This window comes from Pseudomonas sp., from assembly GCF_030690725.1.
Classification (GTDB): Bacteria; Pseudomonadota; Gammaproteobacteria; order Pseudomonadales; family Pseudomonadaceae; genus Aquipseudomonas.
The window spans coordinates 42261-68788 of sequence record NZ_JAUYGD010000071.1 but is presented as its reverse complement, the minus strand read 5'-3'; the positions used below and the strand labels follow the sequence as shown (position 1 = coordinate 68788).

Genomic DNA, 26528 nt, shown 5'->3' with positions numbered 1-26528 from the left:
GAGGGTGACGTTCAGGGTGTCGCCGACGGCTGCGCCGGCGGGCAGTGCCACGCTGACGGTGACGGTGGTGGCGGCGCCCAGCTCAGTGTTGCTGAGGGTGCCGTCGTTGTTGGCATCGGTGTCGATGGTCACGGTCGGTGCATCGACCTGGGTGTCGAGGGTAAAGGTCAGGCTGGACGGTGCCGAGGTGTTGCCGGCGACATCGGTCTGACGCACTTGAATGGTGTTGCTGCCTTCCACGGCCACAGGTGCGGTGGTGCTCCAAGTGGTGCCGTCGGTGCTGTACTCGACCAGGGCACCTGGCTCGGTGCCGCTGACGGTGTAGGTGCCATCGTTGCTGATCAGATCGCCGGCCACACCGCTGTCGGTGGTGAGGGCGAGGGTCGGCGCGGCAACCTGGGTGTCGAGGGTAAAGGTCAGCGATGTTGAAGGTGATGTGTTGCCAGCAGTATCAGTTTGACGAACTGATACGGTGTTGCTGCCTTCGCTTGGTGTGAATGTATTGCTCCAAGTCGCTCCGCCATCGGTGCTGTATTCAACCACTGCGCCAGGCTCGACTCCGCCGATTACCAGTGTGCCGTCATTGCTGATGAGGTCACTGGCACTGGTACCGCTGTCGTTAGCCAGGGTTACGCTAGGAGCGGTAGGTGCGGTGGTATCCAGGTTGGCGTTTGCGGCAGTTGTTTGGTCTGTTTGCTCACCCGCGCCGAACAGCTCGTTCTGACCGGCACCGTTCAGGCCGATGTTAGAGGTTTCAAAACCAATAGTTGCCTCAAGCTGCTGCCCAGTCTCCCCCAGCAGTACAAAGCTATGCCCGCCACCTGCTGCGCCGCCAGTACCGCCGCCTGCACCTGGGCCAGCCGCTGTGGCTTCGAGGTCGACAGTGGGGTCGAAGCCGGCAGTTAGGGCTTGCTCCAGCTCCGGATTGGGCTCGACTTTATTACCTTCGGTCTGTGTATCGCTGGCGGACGCTTGCCAGTTGCTGTTTTGCGCAACGTTGACCAGCTCGCCATTAGCCAGTTGCAGGGTCACTTCGCCACCCAGGCCAGTCAGGATCTGTTCGCCCATGAGCAGGCGTTCGCCTTCGAATATCTGTCGCTTCAGTCCGTCGAGAGAGACGGCAAATACTTGGCCAACAAGACTTTTTACGATGGCGACGATAGTGCTCATAGAACGGGCTCCGAGGTGGACGCGGTAAAATCGTTAAACACAGTGAAGCAATGTTTTGATTTAAAGGCTGATAATCTGACAAAATATTGTCGTCATAAATTTGGCTTATTCCATTATGGAATTACGGATATGCCAAACTATTGACCGACAGCTCGCGATAATAAACAATGCGCGCGCTGATGTCACTTTGATATTGGTTTGTCTCTAGTGTGATGTGCGTCACGTTCCGTTGGCTGTTTATGTATCCTGCGCCACTTTGCGTCAAGCGCGTCGCCTCTTCGTTGTTCTAAGTCACTAGCCCAGCCTGAAAGGAATTTCATTTAATGCGTTTTTTTGCACTGTTCCCTCTTGCTCTTGCGGTATCGATGGCTGCCCATGGCCAAACGCTTAATCAAGCCATGCAAAGCGCCCTTGAGGTGCATCCGGAGATTCAGGCGGGGATTAATGCGCGCTTGTCGGTTGAAGAACAGATGAAGGCCGCCAAGGGCGGCTACCTGCCGCGGGTTGATTTGCTGGCCGGCTATGGCCGTGAAGGCACTGACAGCCCTGGCACTCGTGGACAGAACCACAACACCGAGACCCTGACTCGCGGTGAATCCAGCCTGCGTCTGCAACAGATGCTGTTCGACGGTTTTGCCACCAGCAGTGAAGTCGGCCGCCAGCGCGCTACGGTGAATGCCCGTGCTTATGAGCTGCTGGGTACTTCCGAGCGCACCGCGCTGACGGTGGCGCAGGTTTATCTGGATGTGTTGACCCGTCAGGAACTGGTGCGTCTGGCCGAGAACAACCTGGCCAGCCACGAACGTATTTATGACCAGATCACCCTGCGTAGCCAGAGCGGCGTAGGGCGTACTGCTGACCTTGATCAGGCCGAAGCGCGCTTGGCCCAGGCTCGCAACAACCTGATCACCGAGCAGACCAACCTGGCGGATGCGCGGGTCAACTATTTCAGCGTGGTCGGCCGTGATGCCGTCGAGCTGAGCCCGCCGTCAGGTTTGGCCGGTCACTTGCCGGAAAGCCTGCAGGCGGCGCGCCAGGAAATGCTCGCCAACAACCCGTACCTGAGTTCGGCGGAGGCCGATGTGCAGGCCAGCGAGCAGCAATATGAGGCGGCCAAGTCGAGTTTCTACCCGCGCCTGGATGCCGAGCTGTCGCGCGGTATGGACAACAATATCGATGGGGTCAGCGGCCATAGCAATGAATGGCGTGCGATGTTGAACATGCGCTACAACCTGTTTGCCGGCGGCAGCAACAAGGCCGACCTGCAGTCCAAGGCTTATCAGACCAATCAGGCGATGGACATCCGCAACAACGCTCTGCGCGTGTTGAATGAAGACCTCGGCCTGGCCTGGAATGCCCTGGAAAATGCCCGCCAGCAGCTGCCGATTGCCCAGCAGTACGTTGACTACAGCAGCCGCGTGCGTGAGTCCTACCAGAAGCAGTTCAGCCTGGGTGACCGTACCCTGCTGGATTTGCTCGACAGTGAAAACGAGTTGTTCACCGCCTCGCGTCGTCTTGAGGAAGTGCGTTTCACCGAGCTGTTTACTCAATACCGGATCAAGGCCACCATGGGCTCCCTGCTCAAGAGCCAGGGTGTAGTCGCGCCGATGGCCGCCGCACCACTGGACGAGATCAAGGCCCAGGCCAACTTGCCGGGTCTGAACTGAGCCCAGTCGTTGATGAGTAAAACCCAGTGGCAGTAGACCCAAGCCCGATGCAAACCCGTAGCGATCCGCGTGATCGCTACGACGACCCTCTGCTCGACAGCCTGTTGTCGCTGTGCGGCCTGCACCAGAAGTCGGTCAGCCGCGCCATGCTCACCGCAGGCTTGCCGCTGCCGGAGCAGCGCCTGAGTGCCGAGTTGCTGCCGCGTGCGGCGGCGCGTGCGGGTTTGCAGGGGCGCTGGTTGCGCCGTGGCCTGGAGAAGATTCCGGCCTTGGCCATGCCGGCCTTGTTGCTGCTGCACGATGGCCGCTGCGCCATTCTGCTGGGTTGGGATGACTTGGGTCGGGCGCGCATCATGCCCAGCGAAAGCGAGGGCGGCGAGGTGCGCGTCAGTGCCGAAGCGCTGGCCGAGGACTACAGTGGGCGGGTGTTCTTTGCCCAGCCGCAGCACAAGTTTGATTTCAACCGTGGCGAGCTGATCCCGCGCGCCACGTCCTGGTTTCGCGACACCCTCAAGCGCTCGCGCTGGCTGTACATCGATGCCATCGCGGCGAGCTTTCTGATCAACCTGATCGGCTTGGCCACGCCGCTGTTTGTGATGAACGTGTACGACCGCGTGGTGCCCAACCAGGCCGAAGCCACTCTGTGGGTGCTGGCGATTGGCATCACCGGGGTGTTCTTCTTCGATCTGTTGCTGAAGACCCTGCGCGGCCTGTGTCTCGATCTGGCCGGCAAGAAGACCGACTTGATCATCTCCGCCACGCTGTTCGAACGCATCGTCGGCATGGCCATGAAGTTCCGCCCGGCGCGGGTTGGCAGCTTCGCGCAGAACATCCACGAGTTTCAGAGCCTGCGCGACTTTCTCGCCTCGCTGACTCTGGCCAGCGTCATCGACCTGCCGTTTACCCTGCTGATTCTTGCGGTGATCGCCATGATCGGCGGTCACCTGGTGTGGATTCCCGTACTTGCCTTCCCGCTGGTGGCCTTGATCGGCTGGGCCTTGCAGCGTCCGCTGGCCGAGACCATGCAGCGCACCATGGCCCTGGCGGGTGAGCGCCAGTCGAGCCTGATCGAGAGCCTGGCCGGGCTGGATGCGGTCAAGGTCAATAACGCCGAAAGCGAGCGCCAGTACCTGTGGGAACAGACCATCGGCACCCTCAGCCGCCTGGAGTTGCGCGCGCGCATGCTCTCCAGCCTGGCGATGAACGCCACCATGCTGCTGCAGCAACTGGCGGGTGTGGTGGTGATTGTGCTCGGCGTGTACCAGATCATCGACGGCAACCTGAGCATGGGTGGGCTGATTGCCTGTTACATGCTCAGCAGCCGCGCGTTGGGGCCGTTGACGCAGATTTCCGGTCTGCTGACGCGCTATCAGCAGGCGCGGGTGACGCTTGAATCGGTCAACCAGATGATGGAGCTGCCGCAGGAACGCCACGCCGATGAACGCCCGCTCAAGCGCCAGTCGCTGCAAGGCGCGATCGAATTCCGCCAGCTGGAATTCCATTACCCGGATCAGCAGCAGGCCGCTCTGCTGGGCATCAACCTGGTGGTTCGCCCCGGCGAGAAGATTGGCATCATCGGTCGCAGTGGCTCGGGCAAAAGCTCGCTGGCCAAGCTGATTGTCGGGGTGTATCAGCCCGATGGCGGCAGCCTGCTGGTCGATGGCATCGATGTGCGCCAGCTGGATGTCAGCGATCTGCGTCACAACATCGGCTATGTGCCGCAGGATATTCAGCTGTTCAGCGGCACCCTGCGCGACAACCTGGTGTCCGGCGCGCGCTATGTCGAAGACGAGCTGGTGTTGCAGGCCGCCGAACTGGCCGGTGTGCACGAATTCGCCCGGCTGCACCCGAAAGGCTACGAGCTGCAGGTTGGCGAGCGCGGTCAGAACCTCTCCGGCGGTCAGCGGCAGAACGTCGCCCTGGCGCGTGCGCTGTTACTCGACCCGCCGATTCTGCTGCTCGATGAGCCGACCAGCGCCATGGACAACACCGGCGAAGAACGTCTCAAGCAGCGTTTGTCTGCGGTGATTGGTACTAAGACCCTGTTGCTGGTGACGCACCGTGCTTCGATGCTTAGCCTGGTGGATCGGCTGATCATTGTCGACCGTGGGCAGATCATCGCCGACGGGCCGAAAGGTAGCGTGATGGAAGCGCTGAAGAAGGGGCAGATCAGTGTCAGCTAAAGCGCCCGAGAAAAGGAGCCTGCGTCAGGCCGTTGCGGCTTATTTCGGCAGCCACGATGAGCTGGGCGATGAGCCGCTGCCAGAGGTCAACAAAGCGTTGATCGAGGATGCGCCACGGGTGGTGCGCCTGACCATCTGGGGCTTGATCGCCTTTGTGGTGTTCTGCCTGTTGTGGGCCAATTTCGCCGTGGTCGATGAAGTGACCCGAGGCGACGGCAAGGCGATTCCGTCCTCGCGGCTGCAGAAAATCCAGAACCTGGAAGGCGGCATCGTCGCCGAGCTGTTTGTCCGTGAAGGGCAGATTGTCGACGTTGGCGATCCACTGCTGCGCCTGGACGACACCCGTTTTGCCTCCAACGTCGGCGAAACCGAAGCGGATCGCCTGGCCCTGCTGCTGCGCGTTGAGCGCCTCAGCGCCGAAGTGCAGGACCGCGAGCTGGTGGTGACCGATGAAGTGCGTGAGAAGGCCGGCGGCCAGGCGGATAACGAAATCCAGCTGTTCAACAGTCGCAAGCAGCAATTGCTCGATGAAGTGGCGGGCCTGGAAGAGCAGTTGATTCAGCGCCAGCAGGAGCTGCGCGAGTTTGCCTCCAAGCAAGGGCAGTTCCGCAACAGCCTCAATTTGCTGCGCCAGGAAGTGCAGATGTCCGAGCCGCTGGTGGCCCAGGGCGCGATCTCCCAGGTGGAAGTGTTGCGCCTCAAGCGCGCCGAAGTAGAAGCGCGCGGCCAGCTGGAAGCCACTACCCTGGCGATGCCGCGTGCCGAAGCGGCGATCAAGGAAGTCGAGCGCAAGATCGATGAAACCCGTGGCCGTTTTCGCAGCGAGGCGCTGGCTCAGCTTAACGAGGCCCGCACCGAGCTGAGCAAGATCCAGTCAACCGGTAAGGCGCTGGAAGACCGGGTCAACCGCACCTTGGTGATCTCGCCGGTGCGCGGCATCGTCAAGCAGCTGCTGGTTAACACCATCGGTGGGGTGATTCAGCCGGGCAGCGACCTGGTGGAGATCGTACCGCTGGGGGAAAACCTGTTGGTCGAGGCGCGCATTCGTCCGCAGGATATTGCCTTCCTGCATCCGGGGCAGGAGGCGATGGTCAAGTTCACCGCCTATGACTACACCATCTACGGCGGGCTCAAGGCCGAACTGGAACAGATCGGCGCCGACACCGTGACCGACGATGATGGCAACAGCTTTTATGTGATCAAGCTGCGCACCAACAAGAGCCATCTGGGCACCGAGGAAAACCCGCTGCTGATCATCCCCGGTATGGTCGCGTCGGTGGATATCATCACCGGCAAGAAGAGCGTGCTCAGTTACCTGCTCAAGCCGATTATCCGCGCCCGCAGCGAGGCGTTGCGCGAGCGCTAAGTTGAAGATTCTGCACAACAAAAAGCCGCAGCTAGCTGCGGTTTTTTGCTGTCTGCGGGTTAACCGGCTATCGATGTTGGAGCGGCCCATGGCCGCGATTGAACGCTTCGCGGGCATGGCCCGCTCCTACGGTAAGGGGGGCGCTGGCTACTCGACAAACAGTACGTAGGATGGGTGATAACCCATCAATCGGTTGATGGGTTATCACCCATCCTACGGTTTAAGCCATGCGGACCAGCAACGCCGCATTTATTCAACAAACAACTGCTGCACCACCGAGAAGTCCTGCTTGCCCTTGCCTTGCTTGAGCAGCAGGCGGTACAGCTGCAACGCCAGCGCGCCCATGGGCGTGCTGCTGCCGCTGGCTTGGGCCGCTTCCTGGGCCAGGCCCAGGTCCTTGGCCATCAGCTCGGCCATAAAGCCGCCGCTGTAGCCTTTGGACGCCGGGGCGTTTTCCATTACGCCGGGCCAGGGGTTGTACTTCTCCAGCGTCCAGTTGCCGCCTGAACTCTGGCGCATGATTTCGGCCAGTACTGCTGGTTCCAGGCCGTTGGCGACGCCCATGGCCATGGCTTCGGCGGTGGCGATCATCTGCACCGCCAGCACCTGGTTGTTGCACACCTTGGCCACTTGCCCTGCGCCATCGGGGCCTGCGTGGAAGATGTTCATGCCCATGGCCTCGAAGATCGCCCGCGCTTTTTCCAGGGTGCTGGCCGTGCCGCCGATCATAAAGGTCAGGGTGCCGGCTGCTGCGCCGGCGGTGCCGCCGGATACAGGGGCGTCGAGCAGTTCGATTCCTCGCTCGCGAGCGGCCTGATGCACTTTGCGCGCGGCTTCCGGGGCGATGGTCGAGCATTCCAGCACCAGGCTGCCGGGCTTGAGCACGGCCAGCAGGCCGTTGTCACCCAGGTACAGGCCTTCCACATGGCGGCTGGCCGGCAGCATGCTGACCACCACATCGGCATCCTGCACTGCGTCCAGCGCACTGCTGGCTGCTTGCGCGCCGTCCTTGACCAGGTCCTCGACGGCTGCCTGGAGCAGGTCGAAGGCTCTCAGGTTGAAGCCGGCCTTGAGCAGGTTACGCGCCATGGGCAGGCCCATATGGCCGAGGCCGATAAAAGCGATTGTTGTCATTGTTAGGCTCCTGTCGCGCTGAATAACGTTCGTGTGGCCGTGTAGGGTGGATGATGCGTCACCCATCCACCGGCTGCGGTCTTGTCGGTGTATGAAAAAAGCGTCATCCACCCTACGCACTGAAAATGGTGGTGTAGGAGCGGGCCAAGCCCGCGAAGCAATATCGCGGGCCTGGCCCGCTCCGACATTGATTTGCCGTACAAGTCAGCCAGCGGGTGGGCGCCGTCCCAGGCCGGGGCGAAGTGCGCGTCGATTACCTGCTGTGGAATGCTCGCGACATCCGGCCAGTGCCAGCGTGGCGCGTGGTCTTTGTCGATCAGCCGCGAGCGCACGCCTTCGGGGAATTCCGGGTGGCGGCAGCAGTTCAGGCTTATGGCGTATTCCATCTGGAATACTTCGGCCAGGGACAGCTGTTTGGCGCGTTTGATCTGCTCCCACACCAGATGCCCGGTCAGCGGGCAGCCGCCGGCCAGGGTCTTGGCTGCGCGGGCCAGCAGCAGGTCGCTGTCGCTGTGCAAGGTGCTGATGGCATTCCAGGCGTGGGGCAGGTCGGCGCTGTCGAGCAGCTCATCGATGCGCGCGCGACGCGGCAACCACTGGGCTTCCGGCAGTTCAGGCAGGGCCTGGTTTTCCAGCGCCTTGAGCAGGCTGTGCAGCTGTTGCAGGCTTTGTTCCTGCCAGTTGAGCTGGGCCAAACCATCGAGTAAGTCGTCCTGCTGGCTGTCGAGCAGCACGCGGTCGGCCAGGTCCAGATCCAGCGCATCTCTTGCGTTGATACTGCTGGCGGTCAGGCCGAGAAACAGGCCGAGCTTGCCCGGCAGACGGGCGAGGAACCAGCTGCCGCCGACATCCGGGTACAGGCCGATATTCACTTCCGGCATGCCCAGGCGGCTGCCTGGGGTGACGATGCGGATTGCGGCGCCCTGCATCAGGCCCATGCCGCCGCCCAGCACATGGCCGTGGGCCCAGCAGATAAAGGGTTTCGGGTAGGTGTGGATGCGGTGGTCGAGGCGGTATTCGTCAGCAAAGAAGCGTCGCGCCAGGGGCGGGATTTCGCCCGGATGTTCACGGCACTGATGCACCAGCTGCACCACGTCGCCGCCGGCGCAGAAGGCTTTAGGGCCGTTGCCGCGCAGCATTACGCAGGCGATGCTCGGGTCGTCCGCCCAGGCCTTGAGCTGGGCATCCAGCGCTTCGATCATCGGCAGCGACAGGGCGTTAAGGCTTTTTTCGGCATCCAGGCTGGCGATACCGATGCGGTAACCGTGCTGGGCCGGGCGTTCTTCGAATTGCACGTTCATCTTCGCTTCCATCATGGGGTGGAGGCACTGGCTGCATCCACTGGACGTGGTCATGGTGGATGTAAAGAGCGACATCCACCCTACGGTTCTCGTTGCGTTGACCGTAGGGTGGATGGCGTTTTATCCATCCACCGCATGCTGTTCTGGTGGATGTGCAAGGCGACAGCTACGCGCCCCGATCCACCCTACGGATTATTTATTGCGCCACTGCGGGTCGCGTTTTTCCAGGAAGGCGTTGACCCCTTCGCGGGTGTCGTCGGCGTCGAATAGATCGACAAAGCGCTCACGCTCTTCACTCAGCCAGGTATTCGGGCTGCGCTCACGGGCGCCCTGGATCAGCGGCTTGATGGTGCGAACCGCCACCGGGCTTTGCCGCGCAACCTTGGCCGCCAACAGCAGGGCATGACCACGGGCTTCGCCGCTGTCGACTACTTGCTCGACCAGGCCGATGCGCAGGGCGGTTTCCGCATCAATACGTTCGCCGCAGAGAATCATCCGTTTGGCCCAGCCTTCACCGACCAGCCAGCTCAGATGCTGGGTGCCGCCAGCGCAGGGCAGCAGGCCGACCGTGGCTTCCGGCAGGGCCAGTTGCGCCTGGCGTTCGGCGATGCGGATATCGCAGGCCAGGGCGCATTCCAGGCCGCCGCCCATGGCGTAGCCGTTGATCGCGGCAATCGATACACCACGGAAATCGCGCAGCGCCTCGAAGGCTTCGCCGAAGCGCCGGGCCATCTCGCGGGCACGGGCCTTGTCGCCATCGGCGAACAGCTTGAGGTCGGCGCCGGCGCTGAAGAACTTGCCGCCCTGGCCGGTAATCACCAGGGCGTAGATGTCATCGTCACGGTTGAGGTGTTCAACCAGCAGCTTGAGGCCGATCAGCGAGTCGCGGTCCCAGGTATTGGCCGGTGGCTGGTTTATGGTGATCAGCGCGGTATGGCCGTGCTTTTCTACGGTGAGCTTGTGGGTCAGATCAAACACGCCGGGGTTGTAGGCTTCGATGGCGTTGCTCATAGGGTTCCTCGTTTCTGCAATGACTTAGGACCTGTTTAGGATTTAGTCATGTAGGGCGGGTGTAACCCGCCAGGCCAATGGCGGGTTACACCCGCCCTACGCAAAGGTTTACAGCAGGCGATCCAGCATGCCGCCCTGATCCAGCAGGCGGCGGGCGATGATTACTCGCATGATCTCGTTGGTGCCCTCGAGTATCTGGTGCACGCGGCTGTCGCGCACCCAGCGCTCCAGCGGGTAGTCATTGAGGTAACCGTAGCCGCCGTGCAGCTGCAATGCCTCGTTGCACAGGGTGAAGCAGTGATCGGTGGCAAAGCGCTTGGCCATGGCGCAATACAGGCTGGCCTCGCTGTGAGCGTGATCGAGCTTATGTGCGGCCAGGCGCACCATCTGCCGGCTGGCTGTCAGATCAGTGAGCATGTCAGCCAGCTTGAATTGCAGGGACTGGAAGTCACTCAGTGGCTTGCCGAACTGTTTGCGTTCTTCCACATAACGCAGCGACTGCTCCAGCGCCGCTTGTGCAGCGCCCAGCGAGCAGCTGGCGATATTGATGCGCCCGCCATCCAGGCCCTTCATCGCATAAACAAAGCCTTGGCCCTCAGGCCCGATGCGGTTGCCCGCCGGAATACGCACGCCTTCGAAGGTGATAGTGCGCGTCGGCTGGGCGCGCCAGCCCATCTTCAATTCATTGCGCCCGTACTTCACGCCCTCGGCGTCAGCCGGCACCAGGAAGCAGGAGACGCCCTTGGCACCACTTTCTTCGCCGGTGCGCGCCATCACGATCAGCACATCGGTGGAGCCGGCGCCGGAGATAAAGCACTTGCTGCCATCCAGTACGTAGTCATCGCCATCACGCTTGGCGCGGGTACGCAGGTGCGCGGCGTCGGAGCCGGCGTCCGGTTCGGTGAGGCAGTAGGAAGCGAGCAGTTCGCCGCTGACCAGGCGCGGCAGCCAGGCATCTTTCAATGCCTGATCAGCGAAGGAGGCGAGCATCCACGAGGCCATGTTGTGGATGGTCAAAAACGCTGTGGTGGCGATACAGCCAGCCGACAGCTGTTCGAAAATCAGCGAGGCGGACAGCCGGGACAGGCCAAGCCCGCCGTCGTCTTCCTTGATATACAGCGCCAGGTAGCCCTGCTCGGCGGCGCGCTTGATCACATCCACCGGGAAGTGGTGGTCGCGGTCCCAGTCGGCGGCATGCGGGGCCAGTTCACGGCTGGCAAATTGGCGGGCGCTGTCTATCAGCAGGCGTTGTTCATCGCTGAGTTCGAAATCCATAAGTCCTCATTGCAGGGTCAGGGGTTGCCCGGCGGCGCGTCGTTCGGCCTGCCATTCGGCGAGGCTGGGTGCCGCTTGGGTGGCGTCGAGACGATCGACGATTTCAAAGTAGTCTTGTTTGAGCGGGTCTTTCAGCACTTCGGCGCGGGTTTAGACTTTGAGGGCATACACCGTCTGCAGGTTCTGGTGGTCGAGGGTGCGCCAGGTTTGTTGATCCTTGAGCAGCTGATAGCTGTGGCCTTCCAGGGCCTTGATCAGCGCTTCGCTGTCCAGGCTGTTCGCCCGTTTGGCGGCGTCGGCCCATTGATAGACGATGCTGTAGGCCGACGCGGCAGAGCTGGACGGGTACATCGCGTAGCGTTCGCTGAAATCCTTGACGAAGGCTTCGCCGCGCACAGATTTCTCCAGCGCCGGTACGCGCCAGGTCCAGGGTTCGGTGCCGATCACGCCTTCCATCAACCCGGGGCCGCCTTGCTCGACCATGCTCTGGGTCAGGTTGGGCGCCACGATCTGCATGCGCTCGGTCAGGCCCAGATCCTTGGCGATGCGCATGGCGCGCACCAGGTCTTCACCAAACAGCACCAGGGCCAGCACTTCGGCATTGCTCGATGCGGCCTGGGTCAGGGCATCCTGATAGTCGGCAAGGCGCGCGCCGGGGAAGCTCACCTTGAGCCCCGGATGCTGGCCGCTGTCTTCGCTGCCGGTGGTCTGGCGCAATGAGCTTTCCGTGGTGTGGCCCCAGGTGTAGTCGGAGGTGATGTAGAAGTAGCGCTTGTTCGGCAGGTTCTTGCTCAGGTATTGGCCCAGCACCCGCGCGCTCATCCAGGCGTTGTTGCACTCGCGGAACATATAGCGGTGGCCGTCCTTGCCGGTGGTGTCGTTGGAGTAGGTAAGGGTGCCGAAATACAGCAGCCCATGCTGCGCCGCACGCTTGCCGGAGGCGATGGCCACCGCGCTGGATGAGCCGCCAAACAGCATGGCCGCGCCTTCGCTGGCCAGCTTGTCGACGTTCTTCACCGCCTTGGCCGGACGCGAGGCGGTGTCCTTGCTGGACAGACGCAGCGGACGCCCGAGCACACCGCCCTGGGCGTTGAGCTCGTCGATGGCCAGCAAGGCTCCGCGCATCTGTGCCAATCCTTCTTCCTTATACGGGCCGGTGCGTGGGTAGTTGAGGCCGAGGGTAATCGACTCAGCCGCCTGTGCACAGGCAGTAAGCCCGGCCCAGAGGGCCAGGGCGGTGGTCAAGCGTTGCATGGCAGTTTTCCTTGTTCTTGTTGTTGGAACTCGGAGAACTTTTTACGCCATTGGACTAATTGTTGAGATCGTCTATTGGTCTAACAAGGCCGACACTGTTCTCATTTCAACTGAATGGTCATATTTGCGCCGGACACCGAATCCTCATCGAACCAGCGGCTGGTGACCGTCTTGGTTTCGGTAAAGAAGCGCACGCCCTGTTTGCCGTAGGCGTGCAGGTCGCCGTAGAACGAACCCTTCCAGCCGGTGAAGGAGAAGAACGGCAGTGGCACCGGCACCGGTACGTTAATGCCGACCTGGCCGACTTCCACTGCGTGCTGGTAATGCCGCGCTGCGCCGCCGGAGCGGGTGAAGATCGAGGTGCCGTTGCCGTAGGGGCTGGCGTTGACCAGTTCGATGGCTTCTTCCAGCGTATCGACTTCCATGCACACCAGCACCGGGCCGAAGATTTCCTCGCGGTACAGGCTCATCTTGCTGGTCACGCCGCGAAACAGCGTGGCACCCAGCCAGTTGCCGTTGGGGTAGCCTTCGACCGCGCAGTGCGAGCCATCCAGCAGGCATTCGGCGCCTTCCGCTTTACCTTCGGCGATCAGGCGCAGCACACGTTGCTTGGCCTGCTGGCTGATCAGTGGGCCGAAGGCGGCGTGGCCATCGGTCCAGTAACCAGGTTGCAGATCGGCCATCTGCGCCTGCAGCTCGTCGATCCACTGCTTCGATTCACCGACAAATACCGCCACGCTGATCGCCATACAACGTTGCCCGGCCGCGCCGCAACTGGCGCCGACCAGGTTGCTCAGCACCTGCTGCTTGTTGGCGTCGGGCATGATCACCATATGGTTCTTCGCCCCGGCAAAAGCCTGCACGCGCTTCAGGTGAGCGGTGCCGGTACGGTAGATATGCTGGCCAACCGGCACCGAGCCGACGAAGGAGATGGCACGGATATCCGGATGGGTGAGCAGGCTGTCGACCACCTCGCGCGCGCCGTGCAGCACCTGCAATACGCCCTTGGGCGCGCCGGCTTCGATAAACAGCTCAGCCAGGCGGTTGGGGGTCAGCGGGTCCTGTTCCGACGGCTTGAGAATAAAGGTGTTGCCGGCAGCGATGGCCAGGGGAAACATCCACAGCGGAATCATCGCCGGGAAGTTGAACGGGGTGACGCCGACGCATACGCCGAGCGGCTGAATCCAGCTGGCGGTATCGATATCGCGGGCCACGTTCTCCATGGTCTCGCCCATCATCAGGCTGGCGATATTGCAGGCCTGCTCGACCACCTCGATACCGCGCCAGACATCGCCCTTGGCGTCGGCCAGGGTCTTGCCGGTTTCGCCTGCGAGAATTTCCGCCAGCTCATCGTGGTGTTCCTTGAGCAGATGCTGGTAGCGCAACATAACCCGCGCACGGTCGGAGACAGGCACTTCGCGCCAGGTGAGGAAGGCTGCCTTGGCACTGGCAATCGCCGCTTCGATTTCCTCGGCGGTGGCCTTGGGTGCCAGCGCCAGAACTTCCTGGGTCGCTGGATCGGTGACTTCGATAAATTCGCGGGCGCGGCTTTCGCGCCATTCACCGTCGATCAACTGTGGGATTGCCTTGGCCATGCTTTCCTCCGGCGAACCTCAGGGTGGGCTCGATTGTTGTTTTGTCAGTGTTATAGCTGCCTTGCTCGGCTTTGTGGATTGACGATCTTGGCCTGCGGATGGACTATCTTGGGATTTAATCTGTGGCCCGGATGCAATCCGGGAGCATTTCTCCCGGATTGCATCCGGGCTACTTGAGTACCCCAATGCGCACTTTTGTCGATACATCCAACTGGCCACTGCCGGCCAATGGCGTGCGCTTTATCACGCCGCCCAGGCTGCGCCGCCTGCTGGCAAAGCATCCCCTGGGGCAGGGCTGTTATCCCCTGGCCCTGGGGTACTACCCCGAGGCCCAGGGGCACCGCATGCATCGCCCGCAACCGGAGGATCATCTGCTGATCTACTGCCGCGCCGGGCAGGGCTGGCTGGAGACAGTGGATGGACGATTAGCTGTCAGTGGTGGCGATCTGCTGCTGTTGCCGAAAGGCGTGATGCACGCCTATGGCGCGGACGTGGACAAGCCCTGGACGCTGTACTGGGTGCATTTTGATGGCGAGCTGGTAGCGGACTTTCTCAAGCCCCTGGGCAAGGGGCCGCTATGGCGTATCGGCGTGCAGCCGCGCCTGCTGGCCGAGTTCGATGCGCTGCTTAACCTGCGCAAACAGGGCTTGAACCTGGCGCACTTCGTTCATGCCGCGCACCAGTTGCAGGTACTGCTCACCTCCCTGGCCGTGCTGCCGGCGCGCACCACCTTGAAGTCCGGACGGGTGCTGGATGTGGACGCAGTGCAGGCGGTGATGCGTGCCCATCTGCATGACTCGCTAAACCTCGATGAGCTGGCTGCGCAGTTCAAACTGTCGCGCTTTCACTTCGCCAAAACCTACCGCGCCCTGACCGGGCATGCGCCGATTCAGGACTTTATCCAACTGAAAATGGCCCACGCCTGCCGCCTACTCGACGAGGGCGAGCAGGGCATCCGTCAAGTGGCCGAGCAACTGGGCTATGAAGATGTTTATTACTTCTCGCGGCTGTTTCGCAAGGTGGTGGGTATGGCACCCAGTCATTACCGGGCGCTGCATCAGGGGTGAGGTGGAGGTTTGCAGGGGCAGGCGGCGCTTTCGGCCGATGGTTTAGCAGATAAGTTGGTCTCTATTCGGTGCTACTTAGCCTCAGTTTATTGCGTCGCAGCCCCCTCCGGCTCTACTCCGACCACTCCACGTACCCCTTGCGAACTTTCTCGTCGATCAGCTTGCGGGCTTCACGTTCGGCTTTTGCGTTGCTGTCGAAATTTTTGATCAAAGTCTGCCCTTTGCTGCCCATGCGCCCGAAGGTCACGGTGAGCTCATCGCCTGCCACTCCGATCCTCCAGAATTTGGCCGAGCCACCTTGTTCAAAGCGGAACTCCTGCAGGTCGGTGGCAACGGGGGATACCTCGGGTTCGGGGATGCGGACGTCGGTGACATCCTCCAGCACCGCTTCCGGCTCAACCACCGCCGGGCTGTCATCGTGCAGGACGGCTTCGATGCGAGCGAGCAGGCCGGCGGGGTCGGCGAGCCATTGTTTACCGGGCACATCGATGACTTTCCAGCCAAAGCTGCGCAGTACGGTGGGTTGGAAGACGTAGCGGTCGCGCACTTCGACGGGGCTGCCGTCGCGGCTGCTGTCCAGTTGAATGCCGAGCCGGTAGGCGCTAGCGGCTTCGTCGACGATGGCCAAGTCGCAGCGAAATTGCGAGCTACCGACGTGTTCATGCACCACATGACCTTTTGCACGCAGGGCGCTGGCCAGGGCCGCGCGCAGGGCGTCGTAGGGTGCGGCGGTGGTGAATGAGCGCTGTGCTCCGGGGTTGAGGGTGCTGAGGATGCTTTGGGCGCGCGCGCTGTCACCGCGAGAGCTGGCTTCGGCGAATTGTAGGAAGGCTTTCAGCGCCGAAGCACCGTCGTTATGGGTGTTGGTGATGGCGTCGGCGTGAATGCTGGTGACGATGGCCATGCGCTGACGGGCGCGGCTAAAAATTACGTTCAGGCGTTTTTCGCCGCCCCGTTGGTTGATAGGACCGAAATTCATCAGCATTTTTCCGGTGGGGCCGGGGGCGTAACAGATGCTCAGCAAGATGATGTCGCGCTCATCGCCTTGGACGTTTTCCAGGTTTTTCACAAACAGGCCGTTGAACTGGCCGTTGTCTTCACGCAGGTATTCGCGCTCCAGCAGCGTGGCGAATTGCGGATCTTCGGCGGCCAGGCTTTCCAAGGCGGTTTCAATTTCGGTTTGCTGGGCTTCGGAAAAGGCGACGATACCGATACTTAATCCGGTTTCACGGTTGAGTAGTTCGCGCAGGGTGCCGGCGATCACCCGGGCTTCGGCAAGGTTGCAGCGGTTTTCGTAGACGCCGTTAGCGACTTTGATAAAGCTGATCGGGCTGGCCAGCAGGGCGTCGCTGGCGTGTTGCGGCGCCTGCGGGTCATTGGCATCGAGGGCGGCAGGGCTGTCTGCGCGCTGATTGATTTGCCGGTCGGGAATGGTGATCAGGCGGCCGTCATAAAATGCCGCGTTGGAAAAGCTGATCAGCGCCTCGTGGCGGCTGCGGTAGTGCCAAGCCAGCAGAGTGGCTGGCAGGTTGCGCGCGGCCTGGCTGAGTAGGCTGTCAGCGTCCAAGTTGATGGCCACCAATTCACCGTCTTCGGTAGCCAGTACCTGGTCATCTTCCTCATTACCGCTGGTGGCGAAAAAGCTCGATGGGGGCAGCTGCATTTCATCGCCCACCACTACCACTTGCTGGGCGCGGCTCAGGGCCGGAATGGCTTCTTCGCTGGGGATCTGGCTGGCTTCGTCAAAGATCACCACATCGAACAAATCCGGCTGCAGGGGCAGGGTGTCCGAAACCGATAAGGGGCTCATTAGCCAGATTGGTTTGAGGTCATTGATCACCAGCCCGGTGTCGCCACTGGCCAGTTCGCGGATAGCGCGGTAACGCATGCTTTTGCCGAACTCGTGCTCCAGCTCGCGACGGCCTTTGGCGTAACTCTTTTTGAAGAGCTTGCCCTCGTCATCGAGCTGGGTGGCGGACAGAGCAGACTTCTTCACCCGCTCCAAGAAGTTGCGGTGCAGGGTGGCGTCGATCACCTTGGCGTTCAGTTGCAGAATGTCGCGCTCGGCGCTGCTGACTTGGCTGACGGCGGTTGTCAGTTCGCGTTCGTCGAACTTGGCCAGCTCAGGGTCGTTACGATACAGCCGCGCCAAGGCTTCGCTAGCGATTAGCGCTTCCAGTTCCAGCAGGCTGAGTTTGTGGTGCTGCAGGGCGGCCACGTAGGCAGCGTCACTGCTGTGCAGCTCACGCAGCAGCGGTACGCAGTCGGGGAGGTCTTCCAGGTCTTCTTGCAGGTCGCGCAGAAACTCGCCCAACGCGTTAAGGCTAAGGTTGACCGGGCCTAAGGTGCTCAGCAGTTGGGTTTCCAGGGCGGCAAATACTTCGGCAGCACGGGCGGCGTCTTTGCTTTGCCGGGCGGCGTCGCTGGCGCCTTCCAGCCTTTGCAGCCATAGGCGCAGCACAGGGGAATCGTTGGCAGTGTGCGCGACGCTTTCTAAGGCCTGGACAAACTGGCTGCTGTCGCTGACGCCGTATTGCGTTGCCATGGCTTTGTCGGCGGCCAGCAGCGCCGCTTGGGCTGCGTGCTCGGCAGCCAGGCTTTGCAGCAGGCTGCGGTGTTGGGGTTGCACCGCGTGTTTGCTGAAGTCGTAGCGCTTGCGCATCTCACCGCGCAGTCGCCACCACGACGGGTTAAACCAGCGCAGCACCGAGTCGCCGAGCTTGGCGTCCAGCTCCTGCGCGGCCAGGGTGTCTTGCGGGCTGAGTTTGTCGCGCCAGTTCAGGGTGCCTTGCAGGCTGTCTTGATACTGCTGGTTCAGGCTGTTCAAGACTTTGCGTTGTTCGGCCAGAGCGCGGGCGGCGCTGGAATGTTCGTCCAGCAGGTCGAGGTGTGCGGCCAAGTTAAAGTCCAGCACATGGCGCACGGCGCGGGACAGTGTTTGGCCATCAGCCACCGAGGTGTCGCCAGTGAGCAAGCTGGTGGGTTGTTCGAGGCTGGCCTCGAGGGCTTCCAAGAGTTTGGTGGCCTCACTGATAAAGGCTTTGACCTGGCCATATACCTGCTCGCTGTTCAACACCTGCGCAGATAGCCGGCTAAAAGGGTGCGCTGCAAAATAGGCCACACCAAACCGCTCGCGCAGCATGGCGTACAGGCGTTCGCTGAGCTCGCGTTTTGCCTGCCAAGCCGCCCAGCTCGGTAAGCGCTCACGAACCTCTGCGCCCACCTCGTGGGTTGGTGCTGGCAGCTCGATCAAACGCTGCACCAGTTGCCGCACGCTGCTGGCCAGTGCTGCAGGTACGGCCTCCATGGCTTGGTCGAAACGCTCAATCTTCTGCAGGTGCGTGCTCATGCGCTGCAGCGCCTGGGTGCGGCGCGCCATGCTGGCGTCCCACACTTGTGGCTTGGCCACCCAGGCTTCGTAGCATTCGCGCAGGTTGCTGACGAAGGCTTTTTTGTCGGTTTGCGAGTCGTGAATCAGGCAGCAGAGCTCATCCAGACCACTCTGTTGCAAGCGGTGAAATACCACATCCAGCGCCGCACGTTTTTCGCAGACAAACAACACCCGCAAGCCTTGCCCGGCGTAGTCGGCAATCAGGTTGGTGATGGTCTGCGATTTGCCGGTGCCGGGCGGCCCTTGAATGATGAAGTTGCGCCCGGTGCGCGCGAGGCTGACGGCGGCGTTTTGCGTGGCGTCGCCGGGCACTACGTTCCACTGCTCGGGCAGGGGGATAGCGGGCGGCACGTCCACTTCCACTTCGCGGGGCTCAATGGAAAACATCCGATCAAAACCGGCGTTGGCGGCCGGCTCATCAATCAGCTGGGCGTAGTCGCGTACCAGGGACATTTTCTTGTAGTTGAAGTTGGCCAAGGTCACTTGGGTCAGGTCGATGTCCCAGGCGTACTGGTGCCCTTGGTCTTCAGGCAGGTGGTAGGTTTTGCTTTGCTTGCTGTTTTCTTCGGCCACGGCATGACGCTGGTTCAGGCTGGCGTCAGGCAGCGCACCCACGGCACCGCGTAGCGGCGAGGCGGTGGGCCAAACCCATTTATGGAACAGCGCAAGGCCCAAGGGGCGGTAGTCGTCGCGCTCGTAGCTGAAGTCCGGGCGCCCGGCAATGGCTGATGTGCGTTGGTAGCCGCGTTTGCGCTGGAACTGTTGCAGGCGCTGCACGGCCTTCTGGTGGATCAATTCGATGGCAGGTTTGCTTTGCAGACGAACTTCCACACCGGGTTCGGTTTGGCGAATCTGCCTAGTGATATCGGCATGTACTTCGGCCAGCGAGGTGTTGCTCAGGTCGATGGTTTCCGGCAGCTGAATGTCATACAGCTGGCGCAGTTGGTGGCGCAGCACAGGGTTGAATTCCGCCTGGCTTTCGTCGCACTGCAACACGTACTGGTCGCGCACGCCTTTTTTCTTCACCAGCTCAACCGGCAGCCACAGCAGCGGCGAGAGAATGCGTTCTTCCGGTGTTTCCTTGAGGTTGTGCCAGCGCATAAACGCCACCACTAAGCGCAGGTTGCTAAAACCAAACTCGGAACGGTCGCGGCGGGTTTCCTGAATCAGTTTGTCCAGCGATGCCGGTAGGTACGGCTGGTCATCGAAGCGCAACCACTTATGCAGGCTGAGTGGTTTGCCGCTCAGCACCTGTTCGGCAAAACTGCCGCCCCAGGTACACAGCTCATTGGCTTGGATACTTTCGACGTGCATCACCAGAGGAACGCTTGCAATGGTCAAATTGACGTTGGCTTGGGTGGGGCGGAAATGCAGCAGGCGGTTGCGCCGAGACAAATCAAACAGCCGGTCACGCAAATGCTCTAGCACGGCGGCGCGCCGCGAGCCGGGGCCCTTGGCGTCGGCCAGTACGCGCTCTACATCCAGCCCGGCGGGTTGATCGCGCCAGTGTTCCAGGCGTTGAATAATCGACGGCAGGTCGGTGGCGCGCTGATGGCGGTTCAGCTCGGTCATTTCAACAATTACGCTGGCCAACACCGGATTCAAACGGGCGGCGAGCAGAAACAGGTTGCGACGATGGTCGGCAAACTGATGCACGTCCTCGGCGTCTTTGAAGTTCAGTCCCAAAGACAGACAGGCCATCATCTGACCAAGTTGGAAGATATCGCTGATCTGATCGTGGTGCCCGATCAGCAATTCCCAGGATGTAAAGCCCGGCACAAACACTGGTTTTTCAATGGGAGTGAGCGGGTCGTCCTGCACCTGCAGGTTGTCCACCGCCACACCACGCTCAGAGTCGCGAGTTACGCGCACCTCGCCAATGATATTCAGCGCTGAACCCTGAGCAGGTTGCACAGCTCGCAGCCGAGCCGACGCTTGGCTCGCCGCCTGGCCGCCGGGTGCCCGCAACTGCAGCGCACCGTTCGGCCCTTGCACCACGCTGCTGGCGTCTAACGGCGCCACTAGGTCGTAGGCGTGCAACTGCGCCACTTGGCGCAGCAGCGGCAGCATCAGAAACAGCACATCGTCGATGGGTCGCGGGGTGTCGGGTTGCGCCGCAAGCAATTGTGCGAATGTCTGGGTGGGGGACAGGTCGTTCATTGGCTGAGGCCTCCGGCCGTACGGCGGGTCAGGTTGGCCAGCTCACGTTTGCCTAGCTTGATGTCGCGTTTAAGAATCTTCAAAAAGCCCTCCTGGCTGCCCAGCGTGTGGGCAATGCGCGCAGCCTGCTCCAGCGCCGGTTCGCGCAAATCCTCATCGGCCAAAGCCAGATCCAACAGCACGTAATGCAGGTACTCCTGCACGCTGTCGTCGAGGTGTTCGGTGGTCAGGGTGGCTAAATCCACCGGGGGAAAGTCGGCTTGCCAGTCCGGGAAAAACTGCTGCGCCTGGGTGGTGACCTTTTCTGAATGCAGCTCAGGGCGTTGCAGGTAGCGGGCGATAAACCCGCGGGTGATGGTGGTCAGTGCCACTTGGCCGGGAAGATCCAGTCTGGTCAGACTTAGCGGGCCGCGCAATCGGCATTCCAGCCAGCTGTCCAGCTGCGGGTCTTGGCGCCACCACATATCAATGGCCTGGGAGCGCAGAAACGACTCGGGGTGCGAGGTGCCTTGGGACAGTTGCCCGGCCTTTTCATCTAGCTCCAACGCCTGTTGCAGATAAGCCTCGGCGTTAACCTCGGCGATACCCGTGTGTACCTTCACCAGCATGGCGATCGCCACGGCTGAAGACTGCGCCACTAGCGCGGCGCCACGGTCGGCATATAGCTCCACATGCAGGCCATACAACCGCGCGCTCTCGGCGTAGCTGGAGCTGCTGATGTGGGCGGATGCACTGTGGTTCAGCACGCGGTCGGCAACGAGGTAATCGCTGTCATGTGACGACCACAAGCAGTAGTGCGCCAACTCATGGCCCAACAAAGCTAGCAGCTCATTCTCCTGTAGGCGTTCGAGCACCGGGCCCTGCAGCACCACATGAACCTCGCCCGGCAGGTAAAAAAGTGTGGCGTTCATGCTTTGGCCGTTGGCCTGGTACACCGTAATGGGGGCGTCGATTTGCAGGCGCTGCAGCGCTTGCTCGCACAGGGCATACACCTGCGGATGGCTGGCGTGCGTTAGGCGGTAAGTGTCGCGCAGCAGCTGTGCGCGGACGTCATTGCTGTGCTGTTCCTGCACACTGAGCGACGAAGCCCAGGCCCACACCTCAGGCTCCATGCTCTTTAGGTATGCCACCAAATCGCGTTGGTAAGGCAGTGGGGTCAGGCCATCGATTTCCCGCAGTACTGCATTCATGCTGTTTACTTCCCTGTGCAGGGTGAGGGAGCACGACCAGGCCCCTCCCAAATGTGTCTTAGCCTAATGATTAGTTACTGGTGGCACCAGCGTGTTGGTTGACTACTTGTCAAAACAATAGGGGGGCAGGCCATTGTTATTGGGAGCATTAATCGTGATCTGTACTCTGTTTTCTTCACACGCCCGCACAACCCCATTGTTGGGCTTCGCTGCGCTCAACCACAACCTACGCGGCCGAGCGCCGCCAGCCTTGACTTGCCCCGGTGCCTTCCTTAGCGTGCCGCTTCCGTTTGTTTACGCAGGATTCAGGCATGAGCGCCGCTGATAACGTCAAACTCGAAGCCGGCTGGAAAGCCGCGCTGCATGAAGAGTTCGAGAAGCCGTATATGCGTGAACTGGGGGATTTTCTGCGTGGCGAGAAGGCCGCAGGCAAGCAGATTTATCCGCCGGGTTCGCTGATCTTCAATGCGCTCAATTCCACCCCGCTGGCGCAGACCAAGGTGGTGGTGATCGGCCAGGACCCTTATCACGGGCCGGGTCAGGCCCATGGTCTGTGCTTCTCGGTGCAGCCTGGGGTGAAGACGCCGCCGTCGCTGGTGAATATCTATAAAGAGCTCAAGCGCGACCTGAATATCGACATTCCCGACCACGGCAATCTGCAGTATTGGGCGGAGCAGGGCGTGCTGCTGCTTAACACCTCATTGACGGTGGAGCACGGCATCGCTGGCTCCCACGCCAAGATCGGTTGGCAGACCTTCACCGATAAAGTGATCGAGGTGGTCAGTCAGCAGCAGGAGCGCCTGGTGTTTCTGCTGTGGGGCGCTCATGCGCAGAGTAAGGAAAAGCTGATCGATAGCAGTAAGCACTTGGTGCTGAAATCCGTGCACCCATCGCCGTTGTCGGCGCATAGGGGCTTTATTGGTAACGGCCATTTCAGCCGCACCAACAAGTTTCTCCAGCAGCATGAGCTAAGTCCGATTGACTGGCGCCTGCCCGAGTCGGCTTAAACGTTGCACTGCTGTTCGGCCAGATCTCTGCGCAGGTCGCGTAAACGGTGGCTCAGGCGCTCGCGCTGCGCCTCATCGCTGCTGCTCAGCAGCTGGCTGAACAGCGTGGCCAGCGCCTGGCGTGAGCGGCCATAGTTGGCGCGGTACTCGTCGCTATAAAAGCTTTCGCGTTGTTGTAGCAGGCGGGTCAGCCGTTCGGCAAAGTCTGCGCTATCGCGTTCGGCAACCACCTTGCGCAGCTCGGTTTGCCACAGTTGCCGGTTCTCCAGCCACAGACGGTTCTGCTCGCCAAGGTTATTGGCCCAGGCGGCGATATGTTCTGTTTGTGCGCTGTTCAGGCGGCCCATCCAGGCCCGTAGACGTTCCTGCATACGCTCGCGGCGTTCGCTGATTTGGGTGGCCAGGGGCGGGTCGAGAAAGTCCTGGCGGTCCTCCAGATTGTCTTCATCAATCGCGGCGTAAAGCTCGCTGACCTGCTGCTCGCTCAGACCCTGCAGCAGTTCGATGGCGGTGGGGGTGATCTCGACGCCGATGCGTTTGAGCGCGGCATCGAACTGGGCGAATTGCTCAAGCAGTTGAGCGCTGTCGGGCTGCGGCTGGGCCAGGATGCTTTCGGTGGTTTGCAGCCAGTCGATATAACGCGGCAGCTCGGCGCTGCAGTGCCATTGCAGATGCGTCTGCACGCGGGGTTTGAGCCAGGCCTGCTGCTGACTGTTGAGATTCAGGTAATCGTTCAGTCGCCAGGGCACCAGCCAGTCCAGGTTGCGGTACGCCAGGCCGATGCGGCTGCAGGCGCTAACCAACAGGCTTAGGCAGAGCACTAGCAGCAGGGTTTTCACGGCGGGCCAGCGCAGTACGCTCATTGAGGATGCCTCGGTGGTGTAGGCCTGAGAGTACCGCCGTCGCCTGCGCCTGAGTGGCTGCGGACATATCTGTTAAACAAAAACTGCTGCGTTGCGGACAAAGATGAGCGAGCACAAGGGCTGGGCGGAGGGTTTGAAATCTTTACCGTGACGGCCTTGGATGACGGTCCAGACAGTAGGATGGGTGGTAACCCATCAGCCAATTGATGGGTTACCACCCATCCTACGGTTCTACTGCGATGGTGGATGAAAACAGCGTCATCCACCCTACATAGCTCTGGCATTGCGTAATGCGGGGATCGCCTGCAGGCAAAAAAGAGCCCGCACAAGGCGGGCTAAACGTGGTCGTCAAAAGCGTTATGCGTTGCGTTGCCAAAGCCTGAATAAGGGTTCGGCGAGAAACATCACCAGAAACAGCCGCAGCACCTGCAAGGCCGTGACCAGTGCCACCGAGAGTTGCAGAGCTTCGGCGGTCAGGCACAGTTCGGTGATGCCGCCGGGCATCATGCCGAGCATCAGCGCATTCTGGTTTTCCCCGGCCAGCCAGCCCAGGCCTTGGCCAAGCGCGGCAGCAGCGAGCATGGCCAGCAGGCAGAACAGCAGGATGCGTGCGAGAAACCCCGGTGCGCTGCGAAAGAAGTTGCGGTCGAAGTGACAACCCAGGGCGCAACCGATCAGCCATTGGCCGACCTGACCCAGGCCATCAGGCAGACCCAGGTGCAGATCGAAGGTCACACTGGCCACCGCGCAGACAGTCAGCGGACCCAGCATCCACGGGTTGGGTTGACCCAAGCGCCCCCAGAGCCAGGCCAGCAGCGCGCCAGCCGGTAGCAGCACCGCCAGCCAGGGCCAACTTACCGGCGCCGGTATTGGCGGTGCGATGGGCGGCAGGCTCCAGGTGAAGATCGCCGGAATCAGCAGCACCACCAGCAGCAAACGTAGGCTATGGGCGGCGGCCACCTTGGCGGTTTCGGCGTTATGCCGTTGCGCCAGGTTGACCATCTCACTGGCGCCACCCGGCATGCTGGCGAAGAACGCAGTGGCGCGATCCAGGCCGGCGCGGCGCAGCACGACAATACCGATCAGGCTGAGCAGCAGGGTGAGAAGGGCGCCGAGCAGGATCACACCGAAGTGACTGAGCAGTTGGCCGAATACTTCATGGGTGAAATGCAGGCCGATGGCGCTGGATACCAGCCACTGGCCGGTCTTGCGTCCGCCCGGCAACTCGGTGATCAGCCAGCCGCTGCAGCGGGCGGCGATAACTGCCAGCAGCGAGCCGATGATCCACGGCAAAGGCCAGCCGATCAGGCTGGCCAGGGCGCCGCCGGCCAGCCCCACCAGCGGAGTGGCCCACCAGCTTTGCCAGCCGGTGAGCGCAGGCAACTTAGGCATTGGCCAGTTGCGCCGCACGGCGTGCACGCCACCAACGCAGGCCAGGCAGGGCCAGCATCAGCGCGGTGAGTGCCCACAGGCAGAGGCTGATCGGGCTATTCCAGAGAATGCTCAACTCGCCCGCAGAGATCGACAGGGCGCGGCGCAAGTTGTCTTCCATCAACTCGCCGAGGACGAAGCCGAGGATCAGCGCCGACAGCGGGAAGTCCAGCTTGCGCAGGATATAGCCGAAGACGCCGAGACCGATCATCAGCACCAGGTCAAAGGTGGTGCTGTGCACCGCGTAGACGCCGACCATGCTGATCACGGTGATCGCCGGCACCAGCACCCAGTTGGGCACGCTGAGCATGCGCGAGAACAGGCCGACCAACGGAATGTTCATTACCAGCAGAATCACGTTGCCGATAAACAGCGAGGCGATCAGACCCCAGACCACATCCGGCTGCTGTTCGAACAGCAAAGGGCCTGGGGTGATGTTGTACAGCGTCAGCGCGCCGATCATCACTGCGGTGGTGCCCGAGCCCGGTACGCCGAGGGTCAGCATGGGGATCAGCGAGCCGCAAGCCGAGGCGTTGTTGGCCGCTTCCGGGGCGGCCAGACCGCGTAGGTCGCCGTCGCCGAACTTACCGTTCGGGCCGGCCATGCGCTTTTCAGTCATATAGGTCATGGCGCTGGCAATGGTCGCGCCGGCACCTGGCAGTACGCCGATGACGAAGCCGGCCACAGCGCTGCGCACCATGGTCCAGAAGGTGAAGCAGAACTCTTTGAAGTTGAACAGCAGACGGCCGCTGGCCTTAACGGCTTTCTGACCGTTATGGGTTTTTTCCAGCATCAGCAGCACTTCACTGACGCTGAAGAAGCCGATGACCACGATGACGAACTGGATGCCGTCCGACAGGCTGACGCTGCCGAAGGTAAAGCGGTACACGCCAGTGGTCGAGTCCACCCCAACCGTGGCCAGGGCCAGGCCGATCAGGGCGGCCATCAGGGTTTTAACCGGTTTGTCGCCGACCATGCCGCCGAGGCAGGCGATGGCGAAAATCATCAGCACAAAATATTCGGCCGGGCCAAAGGCCACCGCCCATTTCGCCAGTAGCGGGGCGAACAGCACCACGCCGCAGGTGGCGATCATGCTGCCGATAAACGAGCTGACGGCTGACAGCGACAGTGCTATGCCGGCCTTGCCCTGGCGGGCGAGTGGGTAGCCGTCGAGGGTGGTCATCACCGCTGCAGCGTCGCCGGGTACGTTAAGCAGAATCGCCGAGATACGCCCGCCGTATTCACAGCCCAGGTACACGGCGGCGAGCAGGATCAGCGCGGTTTCGGGCGACAGGCCGAGGGCGAAGGCCAGTGGCAGCAGCAGTGCTACGCCATTGATTGGGCCCAGGCCCGGCAACAGGCCGACGATGGTGCCGACAAAGGCACCGAACAAGGCTACCAGCAGGTTTTCCGGTCGGGTCGCGACTTCGAAGCCTTGCATCAAGAAATTCAGGGTTTCCATT

At 61.5% G+C, this 26528-nt stretch carries 15 protein-coding genes and 2 pseudogenes; 5 read left to right on the top strand and 12 right to left on the bottom strand.

Annotated features, from left to right (window positions below; translation table 11 throughout):
• Positions 1-1170: retention module-containing protein (locus Q8O69_RS18955; protein WP_305593729.1), on the bottom strand; the 1170-nt coding region annotated here is incomplete at its 3' end.
• Positions 1171-1493: 323 nt separating this feature from the next.
• On the opposite strand from Q8O69_RS18955, the gene Q8O69_RS18950 reads away from it, so the two are divergent.
• From Q8O69_RS18950 to Q8O69_RS18940, 3 genes are read left to right on the top strand one after another with little or no spacing between them, the layout of a single operon-like run.
• A complete protein-coding gene (locus Q8O69_RS18950; protein WP_305593728.1) occupies positions 1494-2837 on the top strand; it encodes a TolC family outer membrane protein in 1344 nt (447 codons plus the stop codon).
• Positions 2838-2884: 47 nt separating this feature from the next.
• A complete protein-coding gene (locus Q8O69_RS18945) occupies positions 2885-5020 on the top strand; it encodes a type I secretion system permease/ATPase (protein WP_305593727.1) in 2136 nt (711 codons plus the stop codon).
• 19 nt (positions 5021-5039) lie between these two features.
• The gene (locus Q8O69_RS18940; protein WP_305593731.1) at positions 5040-6386 is read left to right on the top strand and encodes an HlyD family type I secretion periplasmic adaptor subunit; all 1347 of its coding nucleotides are present in this window, start codon (positions 5040-5042) and stop codon (positions 6384-6386) included.
• Between the two features lie 249 nt (positions 6387-6635).
• Here the strand turns inward: Q8O69_RS18940 and mmsB are convergent, their stop codons facing one another.
• The 6 genes and pseudogenes from mmsB to Q8O69_RS18910 all read right to left on the bottom strand — a co-directional run bounded on the left by mmsB (position 6636) and on the right by Q8O69_RS18910 (position 13956).
• Positions 6636-7520 carry a 3-hydroxyisobutyrate dehydrogenase gene (mmsB, locus tag Q8O69_RS18935; protein WP_305593726.1) on the bottom strand — a complete coding sequence of 295 codons (885 nt, stop codon included), beginning with the start codon at positions 7518-7520 and terminating at the stop codon, positions 6636-6638.
• A gap of 200 nt (positions 7521-7720) precedes the next feature.
• Positions 7721-8821 (bottom strand): annotated as a pseudogene (locus Q8O69_RS18930) (enoyl-CoA hydratase/isomerase family protein); the annotation flags it as partial.
• A gap of 192 nt (positions 8822-9013) precedes the next feature.
• Positions 9014-9832: an enoyl-CoA hydratase gene (locus Q8O69_RS18925; RefSeq protein WP_305593725.1), complete on the bottom strand. Its 819-nt coding sequence runs from the start codon at positions 9830-9832 to the stop codon at positions 9014-9016.
• A gap of 108 nt (positions 9833-9940) precedes the next feature.
• The gene (locus Q8O69_RS18920; protein ID WP_305593724.1) at positions 9941-11107 is read right to left on the bottom strand and encodes an isobutyryl-CoA dehydrogenase; all 1167 of its coding nucleotides are present in this window, start codon (positions 11105-11107) and stop codon (positions 9941-9943) included.
• A gap of 6 nt (positions 11108-11113) precedes the next feature.
• A pseudogene (locus tag Q8O69_RS18915) lies at positions 11114-12361 on the bottom strand (ABC transporter substrate-binding protein).
• A 101-nt stretch (positions 12362-12462) separates the two neighbouring features.
• The gene (locus Q8O69_RS18910; RefSeq protein WP_305593723.1) at positions 12463-13956 is read right to left on the bottom strand and encodes a CoA-acylating methylmalonate-semialdehyde dehydrogenase; all 1494 of its coding nucleotides are present in this window, start codon (positions 13954-13956) and stop codon (positions 12463-12465) included.
• A 185-nt stretch (positions 13957-14141) separates the two neighbouring features.
• On the opposite strand from Q8O69_RS18910, the gene Q8O69_RS18905 reads away from it, so the two are divergent.
• The gene (locus Q8O69_RS18905; protein ID WP_305593722.1) at positions 14142-15023 is read left to right on the top strand and encodes an AraC family transcriptional regulator; all 882 of its coding nucleotides are present in this window, start codon (positions 14142-14144) and stop codon (positions 15021-15023) included.
• 112 nt (positions 15024-15135) lie between these two features.
• On the opposite strand, the gene Q8O69_RS18900 is transcribed toward Q8O69_RS18905, so the two are convergent.
• Entirely contained in the window at positions 15136-20574 is a 5439-nt protein-coding gene (locus Q8O69_RS18900) for an AAA domain-containing protein (protein WP_305593721.1), read from the bottom strand.
• On the bottom strand, positions 20571-21764 hold the full coding sequence (locus tag Q8O69_RS18895) for a M48 family metalloprotease (protein ID WP_305593720.1): 1194 nt from the start codon (positions 21762-21764) through the stop codon (positions 20571-20573). Before Q8O69_RS18895 ends, Q8O69_RS18900 begins: the two co-directional genes overlap by 4 nt.
• 311 nt (positions 21765-22075) lie before the next feature.
• Here Q8O69_RS18895 and ung point away from each other — a divergent pair, with 311 nt between their 5' ends.
• Entirely contained in the window at positions 22076-22771 is a 696-nt protein-coding gene (ung, locus tag Q8O69_RS18890; RefSeq protein ID WP_305593719.1) for a uracil-DNA glycosylase, read from the top strand.
• Here the strand turns inward: ung and Q8O69_RS18885 are convergent.
• The 3 genes from Q8O69_RS18885 to Q8O69_RS18875 all read right to left on the bottom strand — a co-directional run bounded on the left by Q8O69_RS18885 (position 22768) and on the right by Q8O69_RS18875 (position 26527).
• The gene (locus Q8O69_RS18885) at positions 22768-23634 is read right to left on the bottom strand and encodes a DUF6279 family lipoprotein (protein WP_305593718.1); all 867 of its coding nucleotides are present in this window, start codon (positions 23632-23634) and stop codon (positions 22768-22770) included. The genes ung and Q8O69_RS18885 overlap by 4 nt on opposite strands.
• 357 nt (positions 23635-23991) lie before the next feature.
• Positions 23992-25026 (bottom strand): AbrB family transcriptional regulator, encoded by a 1035-nt coding sequence (locus Q8O69_RS18880; protein WP_305593717.1) that lies wholly within the window; start codon positions 25024-25026, stop codon positions 23992-23994.
• Positions 25019-26527, bottom strand: coding sequence for a tripartite tricarboxylate transporter permease (locus Q8O69_RS18875; protein ID WP_305593716.1), 1509 nt, complete (start codon positions 26525-26527; stop codon positions 25019-25021). Before Q8O69_RS18875 ends, Q8O69_RS18880 begins: the two co-directional genes overlap by 8 nt.
• Between the last annotated feature and the right edge of the window lies 1 nt (position 26528).